Source organism: Desulfonema magnum (assembly GCF_017377395.1).
In the GTDB taxonomy this organism is placed as follows: Bacteria; Desulfobacterota; Desulfobacteria; order Desulfobacterales; family 4be13; genus Desulfonema_C; species Desulfonema_C magnum.
This window is the reverse complement of record NZ_CP061800.1, coordinates 7,708,227-7,725,910: the sequence shown is the minus strand read 5'-3', so window position 1 is coordinate 7,725,910 and position 17,684 is coordinate 7,708,227. Positions and strand designations below refer to the sequence as shown.

The following is a 17,684-nucleotide window of genomic DNA, read 5'->3' as shown; positions in this document are numbered from 1 at the left end:
ACGAATTGGAATATAAGATAGGCAGGCCGGATGAGGAACTTAATATTCAGATGGATGTCGGATTCCCGGCTGTGATGCCTGCCGCTCTTCTATTTCGTCATCTGCTTCATAAGCCAGATTGCTTCCTCCAGCCCGACTTTCTCGTCGCCGCTGACATCATTTTCGGCACAGACTTCCGCTGATGCTTCCAAAGCGGCCAATGCCTGTAAGGTCACAACAATATCCGCCAATGTCACATCGCCGTCTCCGTTTATGTCCCCTTTGACCGGAACTGAATTTTCATCCAGCGGATCCGAGCCTGACCGTATTTCACGGTAATCATCGTAATCATCATTGTCTGTGTCCGTCTTTAACGGATCAGTGCCGTAATAATACTCACCGCCGTCATTCAGTCCGTCTCCGTCCGTGTCAGAATTGCTGATTTCAGTGCCGTAGGAGGATTCTTCCTCATCGCTCAGTCCGTCGTGGTCACGGTCGTTGTTCTGAACTCTTTCCGAGAAAAAGCTTTCACTGCCGTCCGATCTGACTGCTGTTACCGCATAGGTTTTCACTTCCGTTGATGATTTATCGCTCCATGCGTCATTTGTATCAAAAGTTGTCTCGCTGCCGTTTAATGCAGCGATTTTAACAAAATAAGGTTCATTTTCCCCTGCCGAATAGACGTTGTATCCGGTAATATCCTCTTCAGCACTTGCGTTCCAACTCAGCCGGGTCAGTGATGAACTGCCCGATGAAACCAGATCGGCCTGCAAGCCTTTGGGAACCTGAACCGAAGGAAGCAGGGTGATTCGGGGGCTTGCCGAATGATTGAAGAATATTTTGAAAGAACCCGGTGTGTCAGGACAATATCCTTTTAGTTTTATGAAACTTGTCTTTTCTCCGTCGGTAAACCCCGCATTCAGATGGAAATCCTTTTCTGACTCGCCAAAAAATGTGACGGTATAAAGTCCGTCATCCGGGTTTTTAATGCTGACACTCCCTCCGTCTGAGGTAAAAACAGACTCGGCATTCGGAATTTCCTCTATGAAATCAATTGTCTCAGGGGCTATGCCTGTTTTTCTGCCTTCGGGATCTGTTACGCAGAGCCTCATATCTCCGGTTATGGAAACAGAGAGCAGTGAATCAGCAGCATCTTCATCTTCTCTCAGCTCACGGAGTTCTCTGACACGGCGTTTTCCCGAATCTCCGAGAAGAAACGTGAATATTTCCTCAACGAATTTGTCATCTGAAATGAGATTGGCGTGAGATTCGGATGAAAAGGTGATACTCATATCTGCCCATCCTTCATCATAAGGGAACGAGGCACTTTCGTAAGGAACCGTCCCATCCCCTTCACCCCATGTCAGACTTTTTTTCAGGAGAATTCCGGGTCTTCCGTCTTCATAAAGCGCGTTCTTAAACCATGGAAAAGACCGTTTGTAAGTGCGAACCATTTCTACTGTGTTGTCAGCTTTCTTTCCGACAAACAGCTTGACATGTACGGTTCCGTCAGAGCCGTCACTGCTCATCAGATCCCGGATGTTCGGATCATCGTTCAGTTCCTTGAGCCAGGTGTTTTCATTGCCTTCTGTGCTAACGCCCCAGGTTGTATCGCCGTCTGTCAGAAAATCGGTTGTATTCATAAGCTGTCTCAGGGATGGCGAGACACGCCTGACAAATGCCCGGATTTTTCTGTGATTACGATTTGACCAAGGTTCCTTCTCATAATACGTCTCTTCCCATAATTTCTGGATTGTATTGGAATAAATGTTCAAGAACGGACGCCAGTCGGTGATATCATCAATGCCTTTGGGATTCCCGCCTTCCCATATGTAGTAAGGATTGGCTGATCCTGTGTTCGGTGTGCCGACCATAACAAATTTGTCTATGTCATCATTGTAATCCGAGCTTTGTATGTAGGCGCGGGCAACCAGACCGCCCATGCTGTGCGCGATGACATGCACCTTGCCGGTGGTGGATTTTTCCAGGGCTTCCCGTATCTTCGGAATCAGGTAATGCTGATACGCTTCATCGCACTCAAGTCGCCAGTCCCAGGGACATTCAAACACATAAAAACCTGAACTCGAAAAATAATATTTCAAATCCTTCCATCCGAGAAACCGGGGGCGATGAATGCGCAGATATGGTGCGGGGCACTGAGCAGGAAGTTTGGGATATATGAGCCCGCTTCCGCAGTTCGATCCCATTATTCCCGGTATCAGGATAACCGGTGTGCCTGAATTTCCGCCGTTTAACGGCAATTCTATATACGCTTCGTTGCGCGGAAGGTTGGTGACAAAAACGCTTTTTTCAACTTTCTCCTCATTTTTTTCAACTCTCAGTTCATAGGTTCCGCAATTCAGGTTGTTCATACGGAACTCCCCGTTTTCATCTGTCCAATATACTTTGCTGATCTCCTGTCCCTCATATTCGTAAAGGGAAACCACGGCATTCCATACGGCATCTCCCCGGGTGTCAACGATCCTGCCTTTTAAAGTGCTTTTACAGATTTTTTCTCCTTCGACAGAGAAAAAACTGCTGTATCCGTATTTCCCGTATCCGCTGCAACTCAGGCGGGTTTTTCCCTGATTTGACAGATAAATTGAAAGATTCGCTTTTCCGTTGACAATATTGACATTCGGGGTGGGATAAACGGTTCCTGAATTACTGGCTAAGAGCGCAGTTCCGTTAAATCCTGTCAATATGTTGCCTGCTTTGTCCCTTGCGGTGATTTCCACTTCAAAAGGTGTGTTGATCTGCTGATCGCTTATTTCTCCGCTGTTCTGGGTAACGGTGAAACCGCCCAGTTCGCCGGAGGTTCCTGCGGTGATCTCGTATTTCAGGGCAACACACTGATTGCCTGTAACACCGTCAACTGCCCACCATGTATAGGTTCCCATGGGCTTATCCCACGGGGCTGCATACCTTGTTTTAAATTTTCCGCTGCCGTCAACAGAGACGGTCATCGGGGCGTATTCTGTGCCGTCGGGCTTTTGAAAACGGAGGGTGGCTGTGCTGTTGGGCGTGAATCCGGTTCCCCACTGTTCAAATTCGGTGCCGGGAGGGCCTGACATGGGCCACTGGGCAATGGTTGGCACAGCGTGTTCTGTGATGATGTAACTGATTTGGTTGCTTTTTTCTCCTGTGGTGTCATCAATTGCCCACCAGATATAGGTTCCGACAGGTTTGTCCAGCGGGGCGTTGTATGTGACAACGAATTTTCCGGAGGCATCGGTGTCTGCGGTCTGGACGGGGTATTCTGTGCCACCGGGTTTTTGGAAATGGAGGGTAACGGTGCTGTTGGAGGTGAAGCCGGTTCCCCATTGGGTGAAACGGGTTCCGGGAGGGGCTTCCATTGGCCATTGGGCGATGGTTGGCGTGTCAGAAGGATTGTCAGGTAATGACGCGGATTGACCGTATGCGCCGATTTCGCCGCCTTCGCTGCTGGCGGTTTTACAAGGAGATGACGAACTTAAATGACGTAAATCGTCAATATATTGTGGGGCAGTTGATGTATCCGTAGCACTAGCTGTAGTATTATAATAATTTCGTTCAATAAATTCATCATCGTTGTTTATATAGCCATTATTCCAGACATTGTTGTAACCGGTCTGAACATTTTCCCCGGCATCCCGTATTCCACAACGATTGTTAGTGATGATATTGTTTTCAATCACTCCGCTGGCTGCGGCAGAATCGAAAGATATTCCGTAAGAATTCGAATAATCTATCGTATTGAAACGGATGGAGGGACTGGAAGATGAATAACGGATACGAATCCCGTACACGCTGTTGTCAATGATCAGATTATTTTCTATCAGAGGCGAGCCGGAATCAATGAAAATTCCGCCATAACACTGTTCGATCAGATTGTTACGGATTTCAGAGATCGAATTTTTAACGGAGACAGCCCCGTGTCCGCCTCCTATTAACCGGCAGTGAGACAGGACGTTTTCCGGCAGACTTGACGCATTAAACTCGATATGACCCCAATGTTCCCCTTCCGTTGTCCATTGGAACACGATTGGGCTGGTATCCGTACCTTGTGCGAAAAAACGGCTCTGAACAATAATATCAGCACCATCTGAAAGGTTGACAATTGTTCCCGGCTCAATTGTCAGTGTAAATGGATGCGGCACTGTCAGATCACCGGTGAGATTCACCGTGCCGGACCATCGTTCATTATGTGTCAGATTGCCTGAAGTTGTCGGAACCGGGCTGTATATTCTCTCTGACGGCGGCGGACTGCCGCCGTTTCCGTATGCCCCGATTTCGCCTCCCGTGACATCCGTATTTTTGCACGGCGATCCATCTGTCACATGATGATCCTCTCCCAGATAATAATTCACAAACAACGGGTCGGCGGACAGGTCTGTATTCGGTATTGCTCCAGAAGAAGAATAATCAGTTGTGTTGTGCCAGACATTGTTATGGGTTATCAGAACACTCTCTCCCACACCTCGTATTCCGTAAAAGTTGTTGGTGATAATATTATTTTCGATCACTCCGTCCACTGGGGCAGAATCAGAACATATTCCGTCATAATTTGAGTCTATCGTATTGAAACGAATGGAGGGAGTGCAAGATGAATAACGGATACGAATCCCGTACACGCTGTTGTCAATGATCAGATTGTTTTCTATCAGAGGCGAGCCGGAATCAATGAAAATCCCGCCATAACACTGTTCGATCAGATTGTTACGGATTTCAGAGATCGAATTTTTAACGGAGACAGCCCCGTGTCCGCCTCCTATTAACCGGCAGTGAGACAGGACGTTTTCCGGCAGACTTGACGCATTAAACTCGATATGACCCCAATGTTCCCCTTCCGTTGTCCATTGGAACACGATTGGGCTGGTATCCGTACCTTGTGCGAAAAAACGGCTCTGAACAATAATATCAGCACCATCTGAAAGGTTGACAATTGTTCCCGGCTCAATTGTCAGTGTAAATGGATGCGGCACTGTCAGATCACCGGTGAGATTCACCGTGCCGGACCATCGTTCATTATGTGTCAGATTGCCTGAAGTTGTCGGAACCGGGCTGTATATTCTCTCTGACGGCGGCGGACTGCCGCCGTTTCCGTATGCCCCGATTTCGCCTCCCGTGACATCCGTATTTTTGCACGGCGATCCATCTGTCACATGATGATCCTCTCCCAGATAGTAATTCACAAACAACGGGTCGGCGGACAGGTCTGTATTCGGTATTGCTCCAGAAGAAGAATAATCAGTTGTGTTGTGCCAGACATTGTTATGGGTTATCAGAACACTCTCTCCCACACCTCGTATTCCGTAAAAGTTGTTGGTGATAATATTATTTTCGATCACTCCGTCCACTGGGGCAGAATCAGAACATATTCCGTCATAATTTGAGTCTATCGTATTGAAACGAATGGAGGGAGTGCAAGATGAATAACGGATACGAATCCCGTACACGCTGTTGTCAATGATCAGATTGTTTTCTATCAGAGGCGAGCCGGAATCAATGAAAATCCCGCCATAACACTGTTCGATCAGATTGTTACGGATTTCAGAGATCGAATTTTTAACGGAGACAGCCCCGTGTCCGCCTCCTATTAACCGGCAGTGAGACAGGACGTTTTCCGGCAGACTTGACGCATTAAACTCGATATGACCCCAATGTTCCCCTTCCGTTGTCCATTGGAACACGATTGGGCTGGTATCCGTACCTTGTGCGAAAAAACGGCTCTGAACAATAATATCAGCACCATCTGAAAGGTTGACAATTGTTCCCGGCTCAATTGTCAGTGTAAATGGATGCGGCACTGTCAGATCACCGGTGAGATTCACCGTGCCGGACCATCGTTCATTATGTGTCAGATTGCCTGAAGTTGTCGGAACCGGGCTGTATATTCTCTCTGACGGCGGCGGACTGCCGCCGTTTCCGTATGCCCCGATTTCGCCTCCCGTGACATCCGTATTTTTGCACGGCGATCCATCTGTCACATGATGATCCTCTCCCAGATAGTAATTCACAAACAACGGGTCGGCGGACAGGTCTGTATCCGATACTGCTCCGGAAGAAGAATAATCGGTTACATTGTTCCAGACATTGTTATGGCTTATCCGGACATTCTCTCCGGCATTCCGTATTCCGTAACGGTTGTTGGAGATGATGTTGTTTTCGATCACTCCGCCGACTGGGGCAGAATCAGAATATATTCCGTCATAATTTGAGTCTATCGTATTGAAACGGATGGAGGGAGTGGAGGATGAATAACGAATACGAATTCCGGGTCCGCTGTTGTCTATGATCAGATTGTTCTCTATCAGGGGCGAGCCGGAGCCGATGTAAATTCCGCAGGAACTCTGTTCGATCAGATTGTTTCGGATTTCGGAGATCGAATTCTCAATGGAAATCACTCCGTATCCGCCTCCGATTAGCCGGCAGTGAGACAGGGTGTTTCCCGGCAGGCTTGACGAACCGAATTCGATACCTCCCCAATGCTCCCCTTCCGTTGACCATTGGAAGGTTATCGGCGCGTCTGTCGTTCCTTCAGCAATAAACCCGCCGTTAATATTCAAGTCAACATAAGCATCCATATTAACGACCACTCCCGGCTGAATGGTCAGAGTTAAATCTTTGGGAACGGTAACATCACCTGTCAGCCTGTAAGGACTTCCGCTTTTCGTCCATGTGGTATCGCCGCTTAAACTTCCTCCGCTGATAACGGTTTCTGCATGGGCAATGCCCGGCAATGCCAAACCAAGAACGGTCAGCATACAGACAACAATGATAACATCCAACACCCCGTTTTTAAACAATTGCTTACCCTTTTTCATCATTCCTCCTCCCTCATTTTTTAATTAACCATAAAAAATTATTATAAAAACAATACGGATTTCAAATTCATCCCGCTCGGGTGGCCGTTTTTGAAACTGACAGCGGTGTTCCGAATCTGGATAGCTCCGATATTTGCTTCACTGATTCAGATGGTTATAAGGGGCCGAGTCCGGTTTCAGTCCCGTAGGGGACGGTTGAAAATAGCCCGGCAATTCATTGCCGGGGAATCGAGGCTTCCCCCCGACATAGCTGTTTTCATTCTGTCCCTATGGGACGATAAACAAATTAATGATGGCGCTTTCCCCGGCAATGAATTGCCGGGCTATTTTCATTCTGTCCCTACAGGACAAAATATGACACTGAATCCACCCTAACAATGAATTGCCGGGAAATTGGTTTCTAAAAAGGTTTTAGTCCCATGGGGACGATTGAAAATAGGTTGGCAATTGATTGCCGGGGAACTGGTCCCTAAAATTGTTTTTTGTCCCGCAGGGACAATTGAGACCGAATTCATTAATTTCCGGGAAACCCGAATTCCCCTAAATGACCTCTGAATGCCCCCGAATTCTCTCTTTTTTCATCCCCACACATACCGTTCGTCATATTCCATACCATGTTTTTTCAGAAATTCGAGATATTCCTCCTGAAAAGATTTGTGCCGGTGATGTTCCGCCTGTCGTTCGATATAACGGACGGTATCTTTCACAATGGAAACATTCACGCTAAACGCCCCGTACCCCTCCTGCCATGAAAAATGTTTCATATGTTCAAAGGTTTCATGCACCCATCGGGAGGAGCCGCCTTTGATGATCTGAATGGCTTTGGATATGGTAATGGTCGCAGGCAGGGATATGAGGAGGTGCGCATGGTCATTTGTTCCGCCCACGGAAATGGCCTTCATATGATTTTCCCTCGCAATTCCGCCCATGTATGCCCACAGGCGGTCCCGAATTTCAGGACGGATCAGCGGATCGCGGTTTTTGGTGCTGAACACATAATGAACATACAGGCTGATGTATGAATTTGCCATGATGTGTTTCCTTTCTCATATATTCGTAATTTTTTGAATAAATTAATGATGCCTTTCTCCGGTTCATTCTGTCCCTATGGGACGGATAAACAAATCAATGATGGTTTTCCCGGCAATTCATTGCCGGGGAACTGATTCCCAAAATTGTTTTTAGTCCCGTAGGGACGAAAGAAAATAGCCCGGCAATTCATTGCCGGGGAACCGGTTCCCAAAATTGTTTTTTGTCCCGTAGGGACGGTTGAAAATAGCCCGGCAATTCATTGCCGGGGAATCGGTTCCCAAAATTGTTTTTTGTCCCGTAGAGACAATTGAGACCGAAGTCATTAATTTCCGGGAAACCCGAATTCTCCTAAATAACCTCTGTTTTCATCCTGTCTCTACGGAACAAAAGAAGTCAGCAATCACGCTTACGCTGCGATTCGCTTAATGTTGTCAAAATTATCGTAACTTAGCTGGCTTAATTCCCAATTGTTCTGAAGATTGAGCCAGAACTGAGGGGTTCCGCCCAGTGCTCTTGAAAGCCTGACAGCCATTTCAGGGTTTATCCCCTGTCTGCCCCGGCATATTTCGCTAATGATCTCAGGTAATACGCCGATATGTTTGGCAAGTGCCGGCTGGGAAATTCCTGTTTCTTCCAATTCGTCCTTCAGAACCTCGCCTGGGTGAACCGGTGTGATATGACCTCCGTTCATTGTTGTTCCCTCCTTTTATTAAAATCAGCTAATGGTAATCAGCAATTTCAACATCGGTTGCCTCGTCTTTTTCCCATCCGAAGCAAATTCTGTACTGATCATTGATTCGGATACTGTATTGGCCCTCCCTGTCTCCCTTCAGTGATTCAAAACGATTCCCACGGATTTCTTTTAAATCAAGAAAGGAACTCAGAGCGGACAGACGGGCAAGTTTGACCTGAGCCTTCCTGTGAAGATTTTTGGGAAGGATTTTTAAAGCTGCTTTGGAAGATCTGCCATAGTTGATGTCTTCAGTGCCTTTGTTTCTGAAATTTTTTATGCCCATTTATAAAACTCATATTTGTCTTCATACATCGAAAACTTCGTCTCCGGTAACCAATTTTAAGTACCTGTACAAAAGTTTTATGACATTTTTCCGAAGTCTCATTCCGAATTTTCAGGCTGTCACCGTTTCGGAAATATTACAAAATTATTGATCAGGTACTTACTTTATCGCCAAATCAATCATAACTGATTGAACTGGACATCAGGGCATATCCAGATACGGAACGTCGCTCCTGAATTAATTATGATATTTTCGGCCTCGCCATTCTTCATATCCGGGTCAGACCATTTATGCCGGTACTTCCCGGGTCGGCATCACCAGCATATGATAGCCGTAATCCGTCACAATCGCATTATTTATCAGTTTTTCCAATGAGTTCATGTCATCATATTTTTCCAAATAATAACGAAGCAATGTTTTACAGGTGTTCTTCATGGGTTCCGCACTTTTCTTTTCACGGAGGATGTTTTCCGGCCGCGTACAAAACCCCCCGTAAATTAACCAGCCCTTCTCTGTTAAGTTTCAGGGCTTCCACCGTGGCTCGTCCTGTGGGAGTCATGCCTATGATCAGGGTAAAATCATCATTCCATCTGAAATCATCATTCCATTTCTGCATTCTCGGATGATACAGCGGAGCATCCTTTCCAGTTACAGAATCATATTCCCGGATTCTGATGTGTTTGTGTCCGTTACAACCCTGGCACGCCAGCGCCAGATTTTTCAGTTCGGTCTGCCCGCTGAGGAACCGAGGGATGATATGTTCCACTGAAAACGACTCTGTCGCAAATCTGGATTGAGAAAGGCAGTATTCACAGCAATTGTTCGCCCGTTCCGTCACGATTCTTCTTTGCTCGGCTGTAACACGTCTTTCAGGCATGGGCACACTGACTGATTCCCAGCTCTTCCATCAGAACCTCTATGGAGACTCCCCGGATACGGGCCAGTTCCGATATATGTTTCATACGCTCCGCATCTGATTTTTCAAGCAGATCGGTCAGACGGAGCAGTTCCTGATGCTCCTCAGGGGTAAGTTTCTCCTCCTGACGCCTGGCAACCAGCTTGCCAAGACGTTTCCGCGTCTCAGAGGGTAGTCCCTGACTGATTTTCAGCATCAGATCGCTCTCATCTTTGGGAAGAGAAGGAGCCTTATGTCTCGCCTGCAAAGCGAGAACCTGATTCATCAGTTGTTCGAGGTCGTTCTGACTCAATTGTTCGACGGCTTTCAATAATTTATCGAAGGATATTTCTGTTTCAACCCTGACTGTTGTCATCGTTTAATCCTCATCTTTTTGTGCATAATATTCACTCAGACGACAGGGACGGGAAAAAATATTTCAGTATTTCCTCATATTTTCCAAAGTCGGATTCTCCTGCCCAGTCTGTATCTCATATGCCTGAAACAAATATATTATTTTTTATAATTCCGCCTGAATGCTGTGTGGAAAAATCGCAACTTACAGGTGACACCAAATTCGCATAAAAAAAAGCAACTTATTACAGATCATATTCTCTTTTTATTACATCTGTTACCATCTTATGTCAATCCTTTCGAGTCCGTTGCCCGGCAATGAATTGCCGGGCTATTTTCAGTCGTCCCTACGGGACTATAAACAGATTGATGACTTTCCCCGGCAATGAATTGCCGGGCTATTTTCATCCGTCCCTACGGGACTATAAACAGATTGATGACTTTCCCCGGCAATGAATTGCCGGGCTATTTTCATCCGTCCCTACGGGACTATAGCCACAAAAACACGAAGGCAGAAGGTTCACGAAGGCTCTTTGTGTGCCTTTGTGGCTTTATATGTGTCCGTGTTCTTCTCTTCAGTTAAAAAAGTTGCGCATGGCATTAACAGTAATAAAAAAAGCCGGGCTTTTTAAAAAAGCCCGGCTTTTAATCAATTAATTATTTTATTCTGTAACCAGATGCCGATCAATCAGTTCCACCAGATCAATCACCTCCATTTGCCCTTCCAAGCCGCTGGTCTTTATCGCATCCTCGATATTGACCATGCAGAAGGGACAGGCTGTGACAATGACGGTCGCTCCGGCATCCTTTGCCATCTCGACCCTCAGCTGCCCCATGCGTTTCTCCTCAATGGGTTCGTAAAAAAGCATCAGCCCCCCGCCGCCGCAGCAGAAGGAGCGATCCCGGGATTTGATCATCTCCACCCGGTTCATGCCCGGAATGGCGTCCAGCACATCCCTCGGAATATCATAAATGCCGTTATGGCGTCCCAGGTAACACGGATCATGATAGGTATAAACCGCACCATTCCCCTCCTCAGAAGCCTTCAGGCGAATCTTTCCGTCATTTATGGCACTGGCAATCACCTGACTGATATGCTCCACAGGCGGAAGCCCTTTATAATCCTTGATCAGCGCATTAAACGCGTGCGGATCGGCTGTAACAATACGTTCCGCACCTGATGCAAGAATGGCATCTGTATTCTGATCTTTCAGGTCCTGGAAAAGCATCTCCTCGCCAAACCGCCTCACCTCATGACCGCTGTCTTTTTCCGCCTTACCCAGGATACCGAAATCCACACCCGCGGCCGTAAGCACCCGGGCCGTGGATCTCCCGATCTCCTGAATTCGGTCATCATAAGACGTGATACTGTCCGCAAAGAACAGGGTTTTGGCCGTATCTTTTTTCCCGTCAAGAATCTTCACCTTGCAGTCTGCGGCAAACTCCTTATCCGTTGCCCAGTCCGCACGTTTCTTCTCCATCTTGCCCCAGGGATTCCCACGTTTCTCCAATGCGCTCAAGGGCTTTTGCAGGGACTGAGGCACGTTGCCCTCATCCACCATGCCCCGTCTCAGGTCAACGATCTTGTTAATATACTCAATCGCCAAAGGACATTCTTCCTCACACGCGCCACAGGTGGTACAGGACCAGATTTCATCTTCAGTGTAAATATCGCCGATCAGTTCTTCACGCTTGACAAAATCACCCTTTATCGGAAAATGACTAAAGCAGTAATCCCGTGCCTTAATCGTGATGAACCGGGGAGACAGAGGCCGTCCCACAGCATTTGCAGGACACTGATCCGAACACCTTCCGCAGTCCGCACAGGAATAAAAATCAAGCATATGCTTCCATGTGAAATCCTCGAACTTCTTCACACCGAAAGACTCCAGATCATCCAACTGCTCATCTTCAACACCCCATTTCACCGGCTTGATTGTACCTTTGTCCAGTTTCATGAAAAAGACATTAAAAAAGGAAGTGATCACATGAAAATGTTTCCCCAAGGGCAAAAAGCACAGGAAGAAGAAAAACGTCAGGTCATGGATGTAATAAGCCACCACATGGATCGGCTGCAATGTTTCCACAGACACATTGAGCAGCAGCTTGCTTATAATCCAGGCAAGACTCAGCGGCGCAAGATATTCTGCATGCAGACCGCTCTGAAGATTGGCAGCAACCGCGCTGGCTTCAAAACAGCTTTCAGACAGCATCAGCAAAGAGATAAGGCCCAGCACAAACACAGCCTCGGCCGTATGATCATGGCCATACTGTTCCGGTACCGCATATCTCGCGGGTTTCATAATCCCTCTCCGATATGCAGCGATGACACACGCGACCAGAACCATTGTGGCTGCGTAATCTTTGAAGAAATTATACACATGCCCCAGGGTTCCGCCCAGTCCCGGCAATACAAAATCTTCGGAAATACCGATAATCACCAGGGATGTGGAACGAACGGACAGAACGATAAAACCGGCAAAGATCATAATGTGAAGCACACCGGCAAGCCTGTATCGTGGCTGCTTCCATTGGGCCAACCATAGTTTCAGCAGGTTTTTGATCCGAGTAAAGATCCGGTCAAACCGATAATCCGGCGCGGCCAGAACCAAGGGGGCAATTCGTTTTGCCATAATATAGGTAAACACGGCCACCCCGATGATCGGAATCAGAACCGAAAAAATCCAGCCAGGAATCCCTATAAGAGACATATTAGCCGGAGCAATTAAAGCTTCTTTCACCATTTTTTACTTTCTTTCTCCTTTCATAGTTAGTATAAATATTAAAATAATAAAACTACAGAGATGGTTTATAAAAAAAATTTTTTCTGATTTCCTTTTTACAAGCCATTCTTATAGTTATGTATAAACAATTTTTATGAATAATTCAGGTTAAGCTGTCAAGAAAAAACAAACACAGAGTGTGTTTAAAACGTCCCACAGGCACGACATATTTGCAGCATAAGAACATCCGAATCCCAATAGGGACGGGGCATATCCGGCGTTGCAAACATGGCGTTCCGATATGGGACTCGAAGCGTGCCATTGCTACAAATATGCCGTCCCTACGGAACTTGTCAATCAGCCCGTTATTTCCGCAAGTTAATATGAAAGCACAACCGCACAGACTTCAGATATGACAACGTTTATTGACAAATATCCCATTTTATTTTAATGCAAAATTCTATTTTATATCATATAAAATTTTTTTAAACAATAAAAAAGGAGACCCCTCTGATGAAAGAGAGCAGATACCAGGATAAGCCATGGCTCCCTTATTATGAGAAAGATATCCCGGAAAAATTGGAATATGAAGAAATCTGTCTCCCCGGTTTTTTGGAAAGATCAGCCTCAGCGTTTCCTGACAATATGGCGCTGCTTTTTCAGGGGTATAAAATCAGTTATCATAAACTGAATGATATGGTGAACTCCTTTGCCGCGTGCCTGAATGATTTCGGAATCAAAAAAAGGGACAGGGTTGCCATTCTTCTTCCCAACCTTATTCCCTGTGTCGCGGCCTATTATGCCATCATGAAAATCGGTGGAATAACCGTAATGAACAATCCCCTGTATTCAGACCGGGAACTGAAATATCAGTTGAATGATTCAGGCGCGAAAGTACTCATCACCCTTGATCTGCTTGGCAACCGGATGGTAGCCCTCAGACCGAAAACAAAAATAAAACAAATCATTTATACCTCCATCGGGGATTATCTGCCCTTTCCCAAAAACCTGTTTTTTCCGTTTGTGGGCAAAAAGAAAAAGTGGGCCGCAAATGTGAACCCCGCGGCAGATGTTTATAAATGGAAAAAAATTCTGGCAAAATATCCCCCAAATCCGCCTCAGACCGAAGTTTCTTTTGATGATGTTGCCATGTATCAGTACACCGGCGGAACCACCGGGATTTCAAAAGGCTCCATACTGACCCATGGCAATTTAAGCCGGCAGGTTCAGCAGCTCGGGGCATGGTTTCCGGATTTTGAAAAAGGCAGGGAAATCATGCTGGGTGCGCTTCCTTTTTTCCATGTTTTCGGACTTTCCACAGCAATGAACCTGTCCATATACATGGGATGGGGTAATATCCTCGTTCTGAAGCCCCTGCCCGGGGCTTTGCTTGAATCCATCAGGAAATTCAGCCCGACATTTGCCCCGCTTGTGCCCACCATGTATATCGGAATGCTCAGTCATCCTGCGATCCGTCGCAGCAACCTCAAATCTGTCAAGGGCTGTTTTTCCGGAAGCGCATCCCTTCCTGTTGAGGTGATAAAAAAATTTGAGGAAAAAACAGGGGCTGTCATTGTCGAGGGGTACGGATTAACCGAAGCCTCACCAGTCACCCATATCAATCCGTTCAATCAGGAAAAGCGAAAAATCGGAAGCATCGGCGTGCCCATATCAGATACAGAATGCCGTATTGTGGATTTGGACGATGGAAAAACAAATGTTCCGGTCGGTGAATCCGGGGAGCTGCTTATCAGGGGCCCCCAGGTCATGAAAAGCTATCGGAACATGCCTGAAGAAACAGCTAAAACGCTTACGGCGGACGGCTGGCTTCATACCGGTGATATTGCCAAAATGGATGAAGACGGCTATTTTTATATTGTGGAGCGAAAAAAGGACCTGATCATCTCCGGCGGATACAATGTCTATCCCCGGGAGGTCGAAGAGGTTTTTTATGAATTCCCGGATGTAAAGGAGGCCTGTGCTGTGGGAATTCCGCATCCTCGCCGGGGAGAGGCTGTCAAGGTCTTTGTTGTAACAAAACAGGGTAAAATTATATCGGAAAAGGAATTAATGGAATTTTGCAAAAAGAATCTGGCTAAATACAAGTGGCCCCTGGAAATCGAATTCAGAGACGAACTGCCCCGAAGCAATATTGGCAAAATTTTAAGAAAAGACCTCAGAGCAGAAGAAATGGCAAAAAGAAATTCGTAAGAAAACTCGAAATAAATAACATACCCGGTTCATGAAAATGTAGGGTAAATTATTTTTTGGGAAATTAATAGGGGAATCAATATCGGAGATGAGTTCGTGCGGATGGGTCGGATTCCCGCTTTCGCGGGAATCCTTTAGGATGCCAAGCTTTGTTTATTTTTTAATTAATAAGGGTAATTTCAATTCACTATATTTTTTCCGCAACAACTGCCAGGCCCGGCGCAATTTGCATGCCCCGGAGCTGATCCGCAACAGCCCGTATCTCCCGGACCGGGCATCCTGTTTTTAACCGGTCCGGACATAGAAGCGTGCGCGGAAAGAAGTTTTTTTAAATTGTGACTGCCACAGGCATTGCATTTTGGCTGGTCCGCGGAGCCTGTGATGAGAATTTCACTGGAACCGCCGCAGTCCAGACATAAATAATCGAATAATGGCAAGATCGTACTCCTTATTTTATAAACCTGATAAAACCTGCATAACGATCATGGCTTTGCTCACAACAAAACATGAAAGCTTCGGGTCTTTCCTAACACCTAACACCTAACACTTAACACCTTACTTACCCTTCTAATGATCGCACAGATTGTCACCGGTAGTCAGCGTATTATTTAAAAAATGTTTAATAAGGGTCTCAGGTTCCTCAACAGGCGCGCCGATGATAACCTTTATTCCTGCCTGATCAAAAAGCTGGACAGCCCTCTGTCCCATACCGCCGGCAATAATAACGTCTGCGCCCTGGTCGTGGAGCCACTTTGGGAGGACTCCGGGTTCATGAGGTGGCGGTATAACTATTTCTTTGTTTTTTATATCATTTTCTTCAACATCAATAAGAGCGAACTCCTGGCAATGACCAAAATGAGCTGTCAGTTTTCCGTTTGCCAAAGGCACTGCAAATTTCATATTATCCATTCCTCCGTTTATAACGATCAATCAATTTTATTTTCAATATTCGTGTGATGAAGAACTATGCCCGGTGTTCTTTTTTTCAAGCTTGCAGGCTGAGTCTTTTTTATTCGATAAAAAACAATAAAATTGAAAACTAAAATTAAGAACTGAAAATCAAAGCATTATCAATTCTCAATTATCAATTCTCAATTAAAAAATGACCCAGCCTGCATACTGCAATATCACTCAGGAAATAACACTTTCAAATTAAAGAATTTCTGTTATTGTTTTAAAGATGGCAAGCAATTAAATTTATTCGTGTTTATTCATAAATAACGTTGCAGGGTTATATGAAAGAGGCCGGGGGCCGGGGGCCAGAGGCCAGAGGCCAGGGGCCAGCTTTCATGGTTCGTTGTGACCGAAGCTTATGTCTGTTTATAAAAGACGATTCTCAGGTCTTCGGGGTTTCCTGACTGCTTAACTCATCAAGCCGTTTTCTGATGTCATTCAACTGATTCTGCAAAAGATCGGCCTGTCCTTGCAACAACCCTTTTTCTTCTTCCTGAGTCTGAGCTGCGAAATTTCCCTGACCGTAAGGCATCTGGCCTGCGACTCCCCCGGGCCAGGCCATCTGAGGCCCGCCAAATCCTCTGCCAGCGCCGAGTCCTCTGCCAGCACCAAATCCTCTGCCAGCGCCGAGTCCTCTGCCGCGAGCAAAGCCCCTGCCAAAGCCTCGTCCCAAAATCGGATTTCCATACCCCGGCACAGAATATCCTGCGCAATACCCGACTGATCTTCCTGTCATAGGACCTGTTCCAACGGGTCCGGTTCCATCTCCACGTGGCATAATTATGTCCTCCTTTGTTTGGAAAATGAGTTTTGACATCCTTCATTTTATCTGAAAAGCTGTTCACATTTTCCAAAGGAGTGCTAAAATTTCATTTCAGCATTCTTTCGAATTGTCAACCGGAAAATGAAGGATGTCTGAGTTTTTTTTATTTGTTTCTGCCAGAACCCTGACCAGAACCCTGACCAGAACCCTGACCGGAACCCTGACCACAACCGCGTCTCCGGCCCTGCCCGGCTCCTGATCCCTGTCCGCCAACGCCCTGGTTTCCACAACCTCCCATACCTCGACCCTGGCCTTTGCCCCGGGGCCCTTTTCCGTCACCTTTTGGCATATTTTCACCCTCCTTTTTCTCTCGGGGCCGTGATGTATCCCCGAATGGTTTTATGGTTTGTGGTTCTTGCAATACCGTGTGCCGGAATCGTCTGCCCCGCCCGCGACATCCGGGCATTAACAGCGCGGGATTCGGCAAGTCGCCGGCGAGATAAGCGGCAATGACTTCCTCAACTTCACCAGCGGTAAAGGGGATCGTTCTGATACCATATGCAGTGAGCATATTGGCCAGCGGTCGGGAAACGGCACCACAAATCAGCGTTTGTACCTTCAGTTCCGCCAGTCCGGAAGCCCTGCGAACCGGGTCATCATTTGTAATTATCTCTTCAGTTTTTCCGACCACAGATCCGTTTTCGATAGTTAAGATGAGAATCTGCCGGGACACATCAAACACCGGCGAAATTCTCCCCCCCCAAATCGCAAGGGCTATTTTCATCAGATGTCACCTCCGAATACTTAAATATGCACAGACCGTGCCAAAAAGGAAATATCAGACATTTTTTTAAGCTAAATTTTTATAAATCAATGGGTTGAGATGATATGACCGTCCGGTCGGATATCCATCAGAGAACGCATTATTGCGACGCTGTGACAGATACAGAG

Annotated in this window: 13 protein-coding genes and 1 pseudogene; 1 reads left to right on the top strand and 13 read right to left on the bottom strand. The window is 46.4% G+C overall.

The features are described from left to right. Window positions 1-89: 89 nt before the first annotated feature. From dnm_RS29560 to dnm_RS29525, 8 genes are all read right to left on the bottom strand, one after another. Window positions 90-6,788, bottom strand: a complete 6,699-nt coding sequence (locus tag dnm_RS29560; RefSeq protein WP_207680450.1) for a right-handed parallel beta-helix repeat-containing protein — start codon at window positions 6,786-6,788, stop codon at window positions 90-92. A 575-nt stretch (window positions 6,789-7,363) separates the two neighbouring features. Beyond that, complete coding sequence (gene tnpA / locus dnm_RS29555) at window positions 7,364-7,816, bottom strand: IS200/IS605 family transposase (protein ID WP_207680449.1); 453 nt, start codon at window positions 7,814-7,816, stop codon at window positions 7,364-7,366. A 407-nt stretch (window positions 7,817-8,223) separates the two neighbouring features. After that, the gene (locus dnm_RS29550) at window positions 8,224-8,508 is read right to left on the bottom strand and encodes a HigA family addiction module antitoxin (protein ID WP_207680448.1); all 285 of its coding nucleotides are present in this window, start codon (window positions 8,506-8,508) and stop codon (window positions 8,224-8,226) included. 28 nt (window positions 8,509-8,536) lie between these two features. Then, window positions 8,537-8,833, bottom strand: a complete 297-nt coding sequence (locus dnm_RS29545; protein ID WP_207680447.1) for a type II toxin-antitoxin system RelE/ParE family toxin — start codon at window positions 8,831-8,833, stop codon at window positions 8,537-8,539. 288 nt (window positions 8,834-9,121) lie between these two features. Continuing rightward, window positions 9,122-9,268 (bottom strand): hypothetical protein, encoded by a 147-nt coding sequence (locus dnm_RS29540; protein WP_207680446.1) that lies wholly within the window; start codon window positions 9,266-9,268, stop codon window positions 9,122-9,124. Between the two features lie 19 nt (window positions 9,269-9,287). Then, window positions 9,288-9,710, bottom strand: coding sequence for an HNH endonuclease (locus dnm_RS29535; protein ID WP_207680445.1), 423 nt, complete (start codon window positions 9,708-9,710; stop codon window positions 9,288-9,290). Further along, window positions 9,703-10,104, bottom strand: coding sequence for a hypothetical protein (locus tag dnm_RS29530; RefSeq protein ID WP_207680444.1), 402 nt, complete (start codon window positions 10,102-10,104; stop codon window positions 9,703-9,705). The genes dnm_RS29535 and dnm_RS29530 overlap by 8 nt, the downstream gene beginning before the upstream one ends. Window positions 10,105-10,744: 640 nt before the next feature. Next, window positions 10,745-12,826, bottom strand: a complete 2,082-nt coding sequence (locus dnm_RS29525) for a (Fe-S)-binding protein (RefSeq protein WP_207680443.1) — start codon at window positions 12,824-12,826, stop codon at window positions 10,745-10,747. A 492-nt stretch (window positions 12,827-13,318) separates the two neighbouring features. Between dnm_RS29525 and dnm_RS29520 the strand changes: the two genes are divergently transcribed. Next, window positions 13,319-15,016, top strand: coding sequence for a long-chain-fatty-acid--CoA ligase (locus dnm_RS29520; protein WP_246556145.1), 1,698 nt, complete (start codon window positions 13,319-13,321; stop codon window positions 15,014-15,016). A gap of 179 nt (window positions 15,017-15,195) precedes the next feature. Here the strand turns inward: dnm_RS29520 and dnm_RS29515 are convergent, their stop codons facing one another. The 5 genes and pseudogenes from dnm_RS29515 to dnm_RS31760 all read right to left on the bottom strand — a co-directional run. Continuing rightward, entirely contained in the window at window positions 15,196-15,453 is a 258-nt protein-coding gene (locus dnm_RS29515; protein WP_207680442.1) for an FmdB family zinc ribbon protein, read from the bottom strand. Between the two features lie 130 nt (window positions 15,454-15,583). After that, on the bottom strand, window positions 15,584-15,925 hold the full coding sequence (locus dnm_RS29510) for a NifB/NifX family molybdenum-iron cluster-binding protein (RefSeq protein ID WP_246556144.1): 342 nt from the start codon (window positions 15,923-15,925) through the stop codon (window positions 15,584-15,586). A 427-nt stretch (window positions 15,926-16,352) separates the two neighbouring features. Continuing rightward, window positions 16,353-16,748: a DUF5320 domain-containing protein gene (locus tag dnm_RS29505; RefSeq protein WP_207680441.1), complete on the bottom strand. Its 396-nt coding sequence runs from the start codon at window positions 16,746-16,748 to the stop codon at window positions 16,353-16,355. 96 nt (window positions 16,749-16,844) lie between these two features. Next, window positions 16,845-17,090, bottom strand: a complete 246-nt coding sequence (locus dnm_RS31085; protein ID WP_246556143.1) for a hypothetical protein — start codon at window positions 17,088-17,090, stop codon at window positions 16,845-16,847. 145 nt (window positions 17,091-17,235) lie between these two features. After that, window positions 17,236-17,517 (bottom strand): annotated as a pseudogene (locus dnm_RS31760) (NifB/NifX family molybdenum-iron cluster-binding protein); the annotation flags it as partial. Window positions 17,518-17,684: the final 167 nt, after the last annotated feature.

What these genes read in the sequence shown, in the direction of transcription:
- dnm_RS29560 (WP_207680450.1), bottom strand. Translation starts at nt 6,788, where the DNA reads ATGATGAAAAAGGGTAAGCAATTGTTTAAAAACGGGGTGTTGGATGTT.
- tnpA (WP_207680449.1), bottom strand. Translation starts at nt 7,816, where the DNA reads ATGGCAAATTCATACATCAGCCTGTATGTTCATTATGTGTTCAGCACC.
- dnm_RS29550 (WP_207680448.1), bottom strand. Translation starts at nt 8,508, where the DNA reads ATGAACGGAGGTCATATCACACCGGTTCACCCAGGCGAGGTTCTGAAG.
- dnm_RS29545 (WP_207680447.1), bottom strand. Translation starts at nt 8,833, where the DNA reads ATGGGCATAAAAAATTTCAGAAACAAAGGCACTGAAGACATCAACTAT.
- dnm_RS29540 (WP_207680446.1), bottom strand. Translation starts at nt 9,268, where the DNA reads ATGAAGAACACCTGTAAAACATTGCTTCGTTATTATTTGGAAAAATAT.
- dnm_RS29535 (WP_207680445.1), bottom strand. Translation starts at nt 9,710, where the DNA reads ATGCCTGAAAGACGTGTTACAGCCGAGCAAAGAAGAATCGTGACGGAA.
- dnm_RS29530 (WP_207680444.1), bottom strand. Translation starts at nt 10,104, where the DNA reads ATGACAACAGTCAGGGTTGAAACAGAAATATCCTTCGATAAATTATTG.
- dnm_RS29525 (WP_207680443.1), bottom strand. Translation starts at nt 12,826, where the DNA reads ATGGTGAAAGAAGCTTTAATTGCTCCGGCTAATATGTCTCTTATAGGG.
- dnm_RS29520 (WP_246556145.1), top strand. Translation starts at nt 13,319, where the DNA reads ATGAAAGAGAGCAGATACCAGGATAAGCCATGGCTCCCTTATTATGAG.
- dnm_RS29510 (WP_246556144.1), bottom strand. Translation starts at nt 15,925, where the DNA reads ATGGATAATATGAAATTTGCAGTGCCTTTGGCAAACGGAAAACTGACA.
- dnm_RS29505 (WP_207680441.1), bottom strand. Translation starts at nt 16,748, where the DNA reads ATGCCACGTGGAGATGGAACCGGACCCGTTGGAACAGGTCCTATGACA.